This is a genomic window from Bradyrhizobium sp. SZCCHNR1043 (assembly GCF_032489675.1).
Lineage (GTDB): Bacteria > Pseudomonadota > Alphaproteobacteria > Rhizobiales > Xanthobacteraceae > Bradyrhizobium.
In genome coordinates this window covers 143,173-155,462 of record NZ_JAUEYN010000007.1, presented here as the reverse complement: position 1 = coordinate 155,462, position 12,290 = coordinate 143,173, and the positions used below count along the sequence as shown (strand labels likewise).

The 12,290-nt window shown below is 63.1% G+C and carries 9 protein-coding genes, 1 tRNA gene and 2 pseudogenes; 3 read left to right on the top strand and 9 right to left on the bottom strand.

The window, feature by feature from the left end; genetic code table 11:
- Positions 1 to 57 precede the first annotated feature (57 nt).
- The 3 genes from QX039_RS14080 to QX039_RS14070 all read left to right on the top strand — a co-directional run bounded on the left by QX039_RS14080 (position 58) and on the right by QX039_RS14070 (position 3,927).
- Positions 58 to 3,159 (top strand): EAL domain-containing protein, encoded by a 3,102-nt coding sequence (locus QX039_RS14080; protein WP_315773249.1) that lies wholly within the window; start codon positions 58 to 60, stop codon positions 3,157 to 3,159.
- Between the two features lie 145 nt (positions 3,160 to 3,304).
- Entirely contained in the window at positions 3,305 to 3,709 is a 405-nt protein-coding gene (locus QX039_RS14075; RefSeq protein WP_315773251.1) for a YccF domain-containing protein, read from the top strand.
- 141 nt (positions 3,710 to 3,850) lie between these two features.
- Positions 3,851 to 3,927: transfer RNA gene (locus QX039_RS14070), tRNA-Arg, on the top strand.
- Between the two features lie 204 nt (positions 3,928 to 4,131).
- On the opposite strand, the gene QX039_RS33065 is transcribed toward QX039_RS14070, so the two are convergent.
- The 9 genes and pseudogenes from QX039_RS33065 to QX039_RS14035 form a co-directional block, all read right to left on the bottom strand.
- Entirely contained in the window at positions 4,132 to 4,353 is a 222-nt protein-coding gene (locus QX039_RS33065) for a transposase domain-containing protein (RefSeq protein WP_410051582.1), read from the bottom strand.
- A 6-nt stretch (positions 4,354 to 4,359) separates the two neighbouring features.
- Positions 4,360 to 4,625: pseudogene (locus tag QX039_RS33060) on the bottom strand (transposase); the annotation flags it as partial.
- 70 nt (positions 4,626 to 4,695) lie between these two features.
- Positions 4,696 to 4,848 (bottom strand): annotated as a pseudogene (locus QX039_RS33055) (IS66 family transposase); the annotation flags it as partial.
- A gap of 82 nt (positions 4,849 to 4,930) precedes the next feature.
- On the bottom strand, positions 4,931 to 5,296 hold the full coding sequence (tnpA, locus tag QX039_RS14060; protein ID WP_315773253.1) for an IS66-like element accessory protein TnpA: 366 nt from the start codon (positions 5,294 to 5,296) through the stop codon (positions 4,931 to 4,933).
- Between the two features lie 325 nt (positions 5,297 to 5,621).
- Positions 5,622 to 6,401, bottom strand: coding sequence for a GntR family transcriptional regulator (locus QX039_RS14055; RefSeq protein ID WP_315735405.1), 780 nt, complete (start codon positions 6,399 to 6,401; stop codon positions 5,622 to 5,624).
- Between the two features lie 12 nt (positions 6,402 to 6,413).
- Positions 6,414 to 7,691: an MFS transporter gene (locus tag QX039_RS14050; protein ID WP_315735746.1), complete on the bottom strand. Its 1,278-nt coding sequence runs from the start codon at positions 7,689 to 7,691 to the stop codon at positions 6,414 to 6,416.
- Between the two features lie 282 nt (positions 7,692 to 7,973).
- A complete protein-coding gene (locus QX039_RS14045; protein ID WP_315735407.1) occupies positions 7,974 to 9,332 on the bottom strand; it encodes a sigma-54 dependent transcriptional regulator in 1,359 nt (452 codons plus the stop codon).
- Between the two features lie 18 nt (positions 9,333 to 9,350).
- Positions 9,351 to 11,192 (bottom strand): ATP-binding protein, encoded by a 1,842-nt coding sequence (locus QX039_RS14040; RefSeq protein ID WP_316219514.1) that lies wholly within the window; start codon positions 11,190 to 11,192, stop codon positions 9,351 to 9,353.
- A 180-nt stretch (positions 11,193 to 11,372) separates the two neighbouring features.
- Complete coding sequence (locus QX039_RS14035) at positions 11,373 to 12,086, bottom strand: GntR family transcriptional regulator (protein ID WP_315735411.1); 714 nt, start codon at positions 12,084 to 12,086, stop codon at positions 11,373 to 11,375.
- Between the last annotated feature and the right edge of the window lie 204 nt (positions 12,087 to 12,290).

Below are 12,290 nucleotides of genomic sequence, written 5' to 3'. Positions count from 1 at the left end.
GTGCCTTGTTATCAAGCTTGCTTGCAACAAGTCATTTCCTCCCGGGTCGATCAAGGCATGCAGGGCGCAGCAGACACGTCAGGGACCGGCGGTAGCGAGCCGGAACGGATTGGCACGTCCCTCTGGCGCGGTCCGGTGCCATGGCTGATCGCGTGCGGCGCGCTTCTGATCGCAGCCATCGTCATCGGGACGATCGTCATGGCCAGCGGCTTTCGGACACGTGCGATCGCCAACAACGAGCGCGAGCTCGAAAATACCGTGCTGCTGTTGAGTCGGCATTTCGCGCAGCAGTTCGAAGATGCCGAGACCGCGGTGTCGCATGCGATCCGCCGCATGCAGCTCGCGTCGATTGGTTCGCCGGAGGCATTCCGGACCGAGATGGCAAAACCCGAGATCAGCGAGATGCTGCGCTCTCAGGTCAGTGGCCTGTCCTATATGGGAGACCTCACGATCATCGACGTCGACGGCAATTTCGTGAACTGGTCGTCCAACGACCCGCTGCCGGCCATCAACGTCGCGGACCGCTCCTACTTCAAGGACCTGCAATCGGCATCGCGGCCGGACAGCTTCGTGATCCTGCCCGTCATGAGCCGCGTCACCGGCGGCTGGGCGACCATCGTCGCGCATCGCCTGAACGGCCCGAACGGGGAATTCCTCGGCCTCCTGACCCGCCGCGTGGATCCGCACACCTACGAGACGTTCCTGGAATCGATGGCTCTCGGGAAGGGCTCGTCGATCATGCTGGTCCATTCCGACGGCGCCGTGCTGGCGCGCTACCCGCACGCCGAATCCCTGATGGGCGCCAGGATCGGGAACGACGAGCTGCTGAAGGGGGTCGCCGAGAATGACCTGCGCACGACCCTGCTCACGAGCTCCGTCGACAACCTGGAGAAGATCGCGTCGGCCTCCAGGATCGGGCGCTTCCCGCTCGTCATCTCGGCCAATAGGCTGGTCGACGATGCGCTCGCGGACTGGCGATCGCAGATGGTGCTGCTCGTGGGTGCGGCGATGCTTGCGATCGCGGTCATCGCCCTGACGTTCAGCCTGATGATCCGGCAGATCGTGCGACAGGGGCGTGCGGCAACGCGTCAACTGGAGACCGAGAAGCAACGGGTCGAGACTGCGCTGGACAACATGACGCAGGGGCTGATCTCGTTCGACGCGAACGCATGCGTCGTGATGTTCAATCAGCGCTTCATCGACCTGCTCGGCCTGTCCAGAGACGCGATCAGGCCCGGTGCCCACCTCAGCGAGGTCATCGCGCACTGCAAGGCGCACGGATCCTTCAACGGCGACGTGACCGACTTCTGCGCCGACATCATCGACAGAGCCGCGGCAGGCGGCACGTCGCAGATGATCGCGGAGGGCGGAGCCGGACGCTTCTTCAACATCATCGACAAGCCGCTGGCGTCGGGCGGATGGGTCACGACAATCGAGGACATCAGCGAGCATCGCAGGATCGAGCAGGAGCGCGACCGCAATTACGCATTCCTGCGCGAGATCATCGACCACATCCCGTCACACATCATGGTCAAGGACGTCCGCGACCGCCGCTACGTGCTGGTCAACCAGTCGACCGAGCAGCGCTTCGGCGTGCCGCGCGACGAGATCGTCGGCAAGACGGCGTTCGACCTGCTGCCGCGACCGGTCGCGGAAAAGGTGACGGCGGACGACGACCGGGCTCTGGAGCAGTCGGACGGGCTGTTTCTCGCCGAACATCCCTGGCAGAGTCCGGGGCTGGGCTTGCGCTACATCACATCGCGGCGCATCGCCGTCGCGGATGATGCGCAGCGGCCGCGCTATCTGATCAACGTGATCGAGGACACCACGGAGCGGCGGCTGGCCGACGAGAAGATCGCCCATCTCGCACATTTCGATGCGTTGACCGAGCTGCCGAACCGTGTGCTGTTCCAGGAGCGCATCGACGAGGAACTGGAACGCGTGCGCCACGGCACCTTCTTCGCGCTGCTCTACATCGATGTCGACGAGTTCAAGGGCATCAACGATTCGCTCGGCCATCATGTCGGCGACGAGCTGTTGAAGACGATCGCGCGCCGCATCGAAAGCTGCCTCGCGCCGGAGGATATGGTGGCCCGGCTCGGCGGCGATGAATTCGCGGTGCTGCTGACCACCGTTGCGGACCGGGACGAGGTCATCGTGGCCGTGAAGGAGATCCTCGACGCGATCCGCGAGCCCTATAAATGCCTGGGCCACCAATTGTCGACCGACGCCAGCATCGGCATCGCGCTGGCGCCCCAGGACGGCGTCGAGCGCGACCAGCTGACCAAGAATGCCGACCTCGCAATGTATGCCGCCAAGGCCGGCGGCCGCCGCACTTTCCGTTTCTTCGAGCCGGCGATGGATGAAAACGCGCGCGCGCGGCTGCAGTTGCAGCAGGACCTGCGCCGGGCGATCACGGAAGGCCAGTTCGAGCTGCACTACCAGCCGCTGCTCGGCTTCAGCGAGAACGTCATGACCGGCTGCGAGGCGCTGTTGCGCTGGCGTCATCCGGAGCGAGGGATGGTGCCGCCGCTCGACTTCATTCCGCTCGCCGAGGACACCGGGCTGATCAACGAGATCGGCGACTGGGTGTTACGCACCGCCTGCGCCGAGGCCGCGCATTGGCCCGCCGACATCCGCATCGCCGTGAACGTCTCGCCCGTGCAGCTCAAATCGCCGACCCTGGCGCTGCGGATCGCAGGCGCGCTGTCGGCGGCCGGCCTTGCGCCCGAACGGCTCGAGGTCGAGATCACCGAGGCGGTGCTGATCAGCGACGATGACGCCGCGCTCGGCATCCTGCACCAGTTGCACGACATGGGCGTGCGCATCGCGCTCGACGATTTCGGCACCGGCTATTCGTCGCTGAGCTATCTGAAGCGGTTCCCGTTCGACAAGATCAAGATCGACCGCTGCTTCGTCAGCGACATCGGCGCCGGCAGCTCGTCGGCGATCGTCCAGGCGGTGGTGAGCATCGCCGCCGCCAGCAACATGACGACCACGGCCGAAGGCGTCGAGACCGGGGCGCAACAGACGGCGCTGCGGCAGCTCGGCTGCACCGAGATGCAGGGCTATCTGTTCAGCGCCCCGAAGCCGGCGGCCGAGTTGCGCAAGCTGTTTGCCCTGGAGGCGGCGGCAGGGGGCCTGCAGGTCGCCGGCTGAGCCGGCTCGACGGCACGGTCCACGCCCGGCCGCCCCGGCCGTGGCTGCGGCGCGAGGCCACGCAGATTTCGACGACCGGCCCGCTACCGGCCTCGGCGCGGCGTTCCTATATCCGGAGCGGCAACAACGGAGTTGGCAGGTCGTCATGCAGCCGGTTTCCTTGCTTCTGAACATCCTCTGGATCCTGTGCGGCGGCGCCTACATGGCGTTTGGCTGGCTGGTCGCCGCGGTCGTGATGGCGATCACGATCGTCGGCCTGCCCTGGTCCCGCGCCGCCTTCAACATCGCCGCCTATACGCTGCTGCCGTTCGGCTCGCGCGCGGTCCGCCGCGACGAGCTCACCGGCATGGAGGACGTCGGAACCGGCGTTCTCGGCCTGCTCGGCAACATCATCTGGTTCGTGCTGGCCGGCTGGTGGCTGGCGCTCGGCCACCTCCTGACCGCAATCGTGCTCGCGGTGAGCATCATCGGCCTGCCCTTCGCCTGGGCCCATCTGAAGCTCGCCGGGCTCGCCTTGTGGCCGATCGGCAAGACCATCGTGCCGGCGTAGGGCGGTCGGCGGGAGCGGGCCGGCCGCGCACCCCCGCCGAACTGCCCGCGCGCCTCGCGGCGCGAGCGGCCGTCCGCCCGGTCCGGGAGCATCCAAGGCCGTTGCCGTCGCCGGGGCAATCGGCTAAACGATTTGCCGTACGCACCCGTAGCTCAGCTGGATAGAGCGTTGCCCTCCGAAGGCAAAGGTCACACGTTCGAATCGTGTCGGGTGCGCCACTCAATCAATAGCCCTCTCGGAAGTCGGGAAGAGCCCGCGACACATCCCCCGCAGCTACTGACCGTATTTTGCGTTCAGCGCCAAAGGCGCCTTCGCCCGATTGGATTTGGCCGTCAGAAGCCAAGTGATGTGCTTGAATTGCGTAGGCGTCCGGTGAAGGCCACGGGCCGAGCGACTGCTCTGGACGGTCTGGAGCGGCTCGATCAGGCGGCGGCCGATGTCTGGGCGGCCTGCCAGCTCCAGGGAAGCAGATCGGCGAGCTTGCTGGCCGGATGGTCGGGTAGCTTGGCGAGGACGTCGGCGAGCCAAGCCTGCGGGTCGACGTTGTTGAGCTTGGCGGTCTGGATCAGCGTGTAGATGGCGGCAGCGCGGCGGCCGCCTTCGTCGGAGCCGGCGAAGGTCCAATTCTTGCGGCCGAGGGCCACGGCGCGCAGCTCGCGCTCGGCCGTATTGTGAACACCTCCCAGCGCTTGAGGCTGTAGTCGATTGCTTTTGCGGTCTCGCTCTTGCCGGACAGCTTGGTACGGCGTTCGCGCAGGAAGCCGTGGAGCTCGTCGACGAGTGGGCGGCTGCGTGCGTCGCGCACGGCTTTGCGTTCGTGGGCCGGTAGACCGTTGATCTCGCGTTCGATCGCAAACCGCGCGTCGATCTTCGCGATCGCTTCGATCGCGATCGGCGCCTTCTTCAGCCGTGCGATCTCAAAGAACTTGCGCCGTGCATGCGCCCAGCAGCCGACCTCAATGATCGGGCCCGGCTTGCGCGCAGCCGTGCAGCCCGTATTTGGCGAACAGGATGTGCGCCAACAGGCGCGGTCCCGCGCGTCCGCGCGAGATCGGATGGAACGGCGCCGGCGGCTGCGTGATCGCCTCGCAGGCGCGGCAGGAGAACTTCTCCCGTACATGCTGGATCACCTTCCACTGAGCGCCAGACCGTCGAAGCCCTTGCGCATGTCGGTATGGCCTGTCGCAAGCCAGACCCGGGTGCCGGAGGGGATCGGGATCGTCATCGCGAACCCGCCTGGAGCGCCGCGATCACCGCGGTCACCGTCGCGACATCCGCCGCGCCGCTGATCCGGATCTTGGCCTCCGCCCCGAGCTCTACTTCGATCAGCCCCTGCGTTGGAGCTGCCGCCGCGTGAGGATCGGCTGCGATCGTCAAGGCGGCGAAACCCGGCGCGGCAGCCTCCTTGCCGCATAGCTGCTGGCGCCAGCGAAACACCTGGCTGGAATGCACCCCGAACGCTCGCGCCACCTCCAGGATCGTCGCTCCCGGTTCTAACGCTGCAGCAACGACACGCTCCTTATCGGCCCGCGACCAATGCCGCCGTCGCCGCTCCGACGTGATCACTTCCACTTCCGCTTTAGCCATAGGACTGGCTCCAGGACTAGTCCTATGGCTTCAACAAGCGTCAGCTCCGACGCAAGGCGGCCGTCGCCGGGCGCTTACCTTGCTCGCGGAAAACCGCGGCCGCTGCTCGCCGACCGTGAACGGTTCGAGCGCAACTATCAGGAGTGGCTCCTTGCGGTCGGCTGCACACATCCGCAAACGTCGAGTTAGGTCGGCACGAGACTGCAGCTAAAGACTAGTTTGCCAGTCCACACGAACGCAAACGACCCACCAGCTCGATCGATGGCAACGATTGACCATCGAACTTCGCGGGCGCCGTGAGTGCGAGACCATTAGGTGGGATGGTTCAGCCTGCAGCGGCGGCAATGGCCCAGCGCGATCTGGCTTCCCGTATCAATTCTGGCAAATTTGCAATCGTTCGGTGCATGTGGGCTTCCAGGCGTGCGCACGCGCGCGCGGCGTTCTGGCTGCGGACGCCGTCCGCGATATCAAGACAGTCACGGAGCTCGGAGTCCGGATCGGCGTCTCGGGAGATGACGAGGCATCGAATATACCGGCTGCGGTCGTTGAAGTTTTTTATCATTCGCAGCATCTCCTCGTTCCTCGATATCTGCGCGATCTGCTCGAACACACCCTCGATGGCGGCAGCATAATGCTTGGCGCGATTCCTTGCCGAATTCGCGGGCGGAAGCGCCGCCATTCTCATCGCGCTTCGGCCAAAGCGTACGGCCGACGATGGCTCCAAAGCCTTCCTGAGATTATGCGCGAGCACCAGCCGAGCAAACTCATAGAGGTCCTGCAGCTCCGCTGCGTCCGGGACCCTCGAGAAGAAGCCTCGCTTCGGAACGATATCAATCAGCCCCTCGCCATGAAGACGCTCGAGAGCTTGTCTCACCGGTGTCGCGCTCGCCCTGACATAATCAGCAAGCTGTTCGATGCGCAGGTGCTCGCCTGGCAAAATGATCTTCGACTCCGACGTCAACTCGTAATGTGTGACCAATTCCTTGATTCGGGCGTAGGCAACATCGACTCGATTGAATTCGCTGTCCATATCGATACCTGCTGCGCGAGGATTGCTGATCCGGCGGGCTTGAGCCGAAGGCTGCGCGGCGCGTCGCGCGCTCATGCGACGCGTCGCTCATCGCGCTTTCTGCTCACGATCGATCGCCGAGTGCCGCCGGGTGTCGCGCATGGTGAGATAGACGACAAGAGAGGTCGCAATGCAGCCGGTGAGGTAGAAATAGAACCAGCTTTCGTGACCGATCGACTTGAACCAAAGCGCGATCGACTCTGCCGTGCCGCCGAAGATCGAAACGGTCAATGCATATGGCAGCGCTACGCCCGTTGCTCGAATTGCAGTTGGGAACAGTTCGGCCTTGACCACCGCATTGATCGAGGTATAGCCGGATACGATCAACCACGCCGCCGCGATCAGGAGGAATGCGGTGAACGGGTCGTGGACTCCCTGCAGCGTGTTCAGAAGCGGAATTGTGAACAGAGTTCCGCCCAGTCCGAACCCGATCAACAGCCATTTGCGTCCGATGCGATCGGAAAGGGCGCCATAGAGCGGCTGCAGCACCATTGCGAAGATCAGGCTACAGGCCGTGACCATGGTCGTTTGATCATCGGTCAGCTTGACGGAGAGCTTCAGGTATTTCTGCATGTAGGTGGTATAGGTGTAGAAGGCCGCAGTCCCCCCCATTGTTAGTCCAACAACAAGCAAGACTTCGCGTCGGAACTGACCCAGCGCGCGCAGCGAACTCCCCTGTCTTGCCGACTTCGCGCGGGTGAATACATCCGTTTCGTGCAGGTTGCGGCGCATGACGGCGGCCACGACGGCCAGCAGCGCGCCGATGACGAACGGAATACGCCAGCCCCATCCACGAAGCTGCTCCTCCGTCAGAAGCACCTTCTGCAGGACCAGCAGAACGACGATCGCGCAGAGCTGGCCGCCAATCAACGTCACATATTGGAAGCTGGAATAGAATCCGCGGTTCTTTTCGTCCGCGACCTCGCTCAGGTAAGTTGCGCTGGCGCCATATTCACCGCCAAGGCTGATTCCCTGCACGATTCGCGCGAAACCAAGCAGGACCGGCGCCGCAAAGCCGATTGACGCATAGGTGGGCGTCACGGCGATGATCAGCGAGCCGAAGCACATCATCAAGACCGACAAGGTCAAGGCATTACGGCGGCCATGATGATCTGCAAAATGGCCGAATAGCCAGCCTCCGAGTGGGCGGACAAGAAAGCCGGCGGCAAACAGCAGCGCGGCGTTCAACTGCTGCACGACCTCGTCGCCCTCAGGAAAGAACGATTTGGCGAAATACAACGCAAACGCGGCATAGGCGTAGAAGTCGTACCATTCCACCAGATTTCCGATCGAGCCGACGAAGATCGCGCGCAAGCGGCGACCCATCCCAAGGCCGTCACGGCGTGCTTCATCGGCGGCCGCAACGAGGGTGGGGCTGATAGCTCGCTCAAACTTCATGGCGTCCTCCGAGTGCACGTCTTCTTAGGCTCTAAGGCCAATCGTGCTCATGCCTGAGCAACCCGCGTGCCAGCCGGCGGCGGCCGCCGATCGCGCCGCCAAAGAAAGCCATTTCAGATGGTTGCATGCGCCTCGCGTGAAACGGGCTCGCCGCGCTAAGCGGAATTCCGCCGATCCGCGTCGGAGCGTGAGCGGGAATCCGCCTCGTGCCTAGCAGGAGGTTCGGCTGGGTCGCAGCAAGCCGTATCTTGCCATTTTTTCGTTGAGCGTCCGCCGTGGCACGCCGAGACTTTCCATAACCGCTGCAACTGACCAGCTGTGCTCCAGCAAAGACGCCTCGATCAGCATGCGCTCATAAGCTGCGACACGCTCAGAGAGCGAGCGCCTTGCGCCCGCTCCCTCGGCTCGCCGCAGAATTTCCGCGACGCGGCGACCCGTTGCGGCCAAGCCGAGCGCGTAGCGTTCAGCCACGTTCTTCAGTTCTCGAACATTGCCAGGCCAGTCATGGGTCAGCAGTGCATCGAAGTCCTCGGCTCCGAGTGGCGTCAGGTCACGGCCGCTGCGCCGGGCAGCTTCCCCGGCAAAATGCTGGAATAGCAGCAGCACGTCGTTGCCCCGTTCGCGCAACGGCGGGAGACGGATCTCAGCCGCTGCCAGGCGGAAGTAGAGATCGGCCCGAAAGCGGCCGCTGCGGCTGTCCGCGGCGAGATCGGCTTTCGCGGCCGCGATCACACGGACGTCGACCGGGATCAGCCGGTTCGATCCCACCCGCTCGACCACGCGCTCCTGCAGAACGCGTAGGATCTTTACCTGGAACGCGTGTGGCATGCTTTCAATTTCATCGAGCAGGAGAGTTCCGCCGCTGGCATGTTCGAACTTCCCGATGCGAGCCCCGCGTGCACCAGTGAACGCGCCCGCCTCGTGCCCCAGCAGCTCGCTCTCGAACAGTTCGGCGGGTATAGCCGCGCAATTCACCGCAACGAATGGAGCTCGTGCCCGCGGACCGAGGTCATGCAGTGCGCGAGCGACGACCTCCTTTCCCGTGCCGCTCTCGCCGAAGAGGATCACATCCCGGTCGTGCTCGGCGAGCTCGCCAACGGACTTTCGCAGCCCCGCCATCGCGGGCGATGTCCCCAGGAGACGTCGCTCCAGCTCACCTTCGGCGCCGAGCCGGCTGGTGAGTTGCCTGAGTTGACGCTTCAATCCTGATTGTTCTGCCGCCCGTGCCAGCACGGCAGACATATGATCCGGGTTGGCAGGTTTCTGCAAAAAGTCGTAGACACCCTCGCGCATGGCCGCTACCGCGAGTGCAACGTCGCCGTGAGCAGTGAGCAGGACGACCGGAATGTCGGGATCGATTCGCTGCACGTCGCGCATGAGTTCGATGCCGGATCGATGCGGCATCCGGAAGTCGGTCAGTACCACGTCAGGCAGCTCGGCCTGAAGCATCGACAGCGCCTCGTCAGCATTTCGGGCTGTGCGCGCTTCGAAGCCGCCCAGCTCCAGCCATTGTCTGATCGAGCTGCGAACGATCTCCTCGTCGTCAACGACAAGAATCGATTTGCTCATCCACACACCCCGATAAGTCTAGGCCGGCTCGGGCGGCGTCGGCAAGGTCACCCGAAACCGGCTTCCGATTTGCAGTTCGCTCTCAACCGAAATCGTGCCTCCGAGCTCCCTCACGATCCCATAGCTGATTGAAAGGCCGAGGCCGAGCCCTTCGCCGATTTCCTTGGTGGTGAAGAACGGATCGAACAGCGATTTCATGTGATCCGCGGAGATTCCGCTCCCGGTGTCTGCGACCTCGGTCGTAACGGTGCTACCCGCACGACGGATGGAAACCGTGAGAACCCGGCGCGGGCGATCACGCATCGACTGGACCGCGTTCGAGAGCAGGTTGACGAAGACCTGCTCGAGACGGATCGGATTCGCCTCAACGTGAGCCGGCTCCGCGGGCAAGTCCAAGACAACCTCGATACCTTCATTTCTGATCCGGTACTGCAGGAGCCGCATCGCATTGCCGAGTGTCACACCGACATCGACTCTGCTGGTTGCACCGGTCTCCTTGCGGGCAAACATGCGCAAGTGACCGATCAATGCCATCATTCGCTCGGCTATGGATGACATCAGGTCGAGGTTCAAGGCCGTTCGTTCGATCTCGTTGCGTTGCAACAAGACTCGGCTGCTTGCGATGTAAGTGGTGAGCGCCGCGAGTGGCTGGTTGATTTCATGCGCCACCCCTGCCAGGGCTTGTCCAAGACTGGCAAGCTTCGCACTCTGCACCAGGCTCTCGTGGGTTTGTCGCAATTCCTGCTCGGTGCGCGTTCGTTCCAGGACTTCACTTGTCAGTTGACGATTGGCTTCGCGCAGCTCCATCGTGCGCTCCGCAACACTTCGTTCCAGCAGCTCGTTAGCTTCGCCCTTGGCTTTCATCGATTGCCGCCATTGATGAGCGACAAGCCCAAGCAGCTGTACCGTGAGAACGGCAAAACCGGCCGTGACCGCGATGGTCATTGCATGCCGACGAGCCTCCCCGATGTCCGAAAAAATGAGCAGCTGCCATCCATGCGCCGGCAGAGGCCGCGCACGCAGCGCATATTCGTGGACGCCATCGTCGTCGCCCAGTTCGACCGATACCTCGCCCGATTCGGCCGACGAACCGAGGATCGGAGCATTCTCGATCGTGTCGCCGAACTGCCGGGACGCGTTCAGACGCGCGACCGCGGTCGAGGGTAGCCTTCGCAACGGATGATATTTCCACTGCGCGCGGCTGGCTAGGATGAGCACGCCTCCTTCATCTTCCATGGCCACCAGATCACCGGCCCTGACCCAGTCGGCTTCCAGCGGCGTCAAATCGATCTTCACGACGGCGACCCCGATCGTAAGCTCGCCTTCGGTGATCCGTTGCGACAAGAAGTAACCAGGCAAGCCGGTCGTCACCCCAACGGCATAGAGCTGCCCTTCCCCGTCACGGATTGCGCTTTGGAAATAGGGGCGAAAGTCGTACGCATGCCCGACGAAGCTCTTTGCTCCATCATAATTGCTTGCTGCCAGCGTCACCCCGGCCGTGTCCAGCACGTAGAGCTCGGCCGATCCCGCGGCCTGATTTAGCGACTTAAGATAACGGTTGGCGGCTTCGACAACTGCCCCATCGCCCGGTGTCCGGAACAGCCGGCGCACCGGATCGGCGAGTGAAAGAACCGTGGGCAGATATCGGAAGCGGGCAACGGTTGCATCGAACGTACTGGCGATCAACGTAAGCCGATCATCGGAGTCGCGGCTCATCTGCACGAGGCCAGCGCTCAGGGCCAATCGGTAGGACAGCAGCGCGACTCCCACGATCGCCAGGACAGCAATTGCGGCGATAGCCGGCCAAGCCCTTGAGAGCCCACCCGGCAAGCCTAGTCGGCTCGAAAACCACGCCGACATCGCCACCCTCTCGCTCACGCCAGGGCTCAAATGATGGGCCTGATTTTGGCTTCGGTCGCCCCGCGAATTCTCCCCGCGCATGCCGGATCCAGAGCTTCACTCGCAACCGGGGTCTTGGACCCTCTCACAGGTCGAAGGTCGATGTACCCATGGGCATTACAATCAAACGTCAAACGAGATCTATATGGCCGCGGCCATCGTCCAGCGTGACCTAGCGTCCCTGATGAGCTCGGGCAGATCGACGATCATCCGACACATGTGCGTTTCCAATTTAGCGCTTGCACCTTTCGGATCTTGATCGCGGAGCAATTCGATCAGCTCGAGACATTCTCGTACCTGCGCGCCGTGATCCGGGCTTTGCAAGATCGAGAGGCATCGGACATACCGGCTGCGATCATTGAAGTTCCGCATCATTCTCAGCATCTGCCCGTTTCGCGACAGCTGCGTGATCTGCTCGAAGACGCTCTCGATGGTCATCGCATGATGCTTGACGCACTTCGTTGCCGAGTGGCCCACTGCAACGGCTTCCACTTTCATCAAACCCCGGCCGAGACGCGCAACCGAGGACGGATCGAGTGGCCTCGTAATATTGTGCTCAAGAACCAGCCGGGCAAATTCATACAGATCCTGCAGCTCGGACGCGTTCGGAACCTTGGAGAAGAAGCCTCGCTTCGCGATGCTGTCGATCAGCCCCTCGCCTTGTAGGCGCTCCAGCGCTTGGCGCACAGGCGTGGCGCTCGCATTGACGCGATCCGCCAGATCGTCAATATGCAGATGCTCTCCCGGAAGCACCCGGACTTTGCCGTCAGGGACCAGATCATAGTGGATGACGAGGTCCTTGAGCTTAGTGTAAGCGGTGTCTACCTTGCTGATATCCCCGTCTGTATCACGCATGCCACGTCCCCTTGAACCACCCTAGGCGGACGCAACTTGCCGGCCGCAGACGTAGCTCCCGAGAGGCGTATAACTTGTTCCCGGAATGCTCCGACAGCGCCGACGAGCACGCACGAAGGGATTCGACGACGCCCGACGTCGACTCCTTGCCCTGCTACTCGTTGTCCGCCCATGACTTTCATTTTTTTACACACCGTAAGCTTA

Bases quoted from the DNA above. Each gene is read 5' to 3' on its own strand.
- QX039_RS14080 (WP_315773249.1), top strand. From the start codon at position 58: ATGCAGGGCGCAGCAGACACGTCAGGGACCGGCGGTAGCGAGCCGGAA.
- QX039_RS14075 (WP_315773251.1), top strand. From the start codon at position 3,305: ATGCAGCCGGTTTCCTTGCTTCTGAACATCCTCTGGATCCTGTGCGGC.
- tnpA (WP_315773253.1), bottom strand. From the start codon at position 5,296: ATGGCTAAAGCGGAAGTGGAAGTGATCACGTCGGAGCGGCGACGGCGG.
- QX039_RS14055 (WP_315735405.1), bottom strand. From the start codon at position 6,401: ATGAGCGCGCGACGCGCCGCGCAGCCTTCGGCTCAAGCCCGCCGGATC.
- QX039_RS14050 (WP_315735746.1), bottom strand. From the start codon at position 7,691: ATGGGTCGCCGCTTGCGCGCGATCTTCGTCGGCTCGATCGGAAATCTG.
- QX039_RS14045 (WP_315735407.1), bottom strand. From the start codon at position 9,332: ATGAGCAAATCGATTCTTGTCGTTGACGACGAGGAGATCGTTCGCAGC.
- QX039_RS14040 (WP_316219514.1), bottom strand. From the start codon at position 11,192: ATGTCGGCGTGGTTTTCGAGCCGACTAGGCTTGCCGGGTGGGCTCTCA.
- QX039_RS14035 (WP_315735411.1), bottom strand. From the start codon at position 12,086: ATGCGTGATACAGACGGGGATATCAGCAAGGTAGACACCGCTTACACT.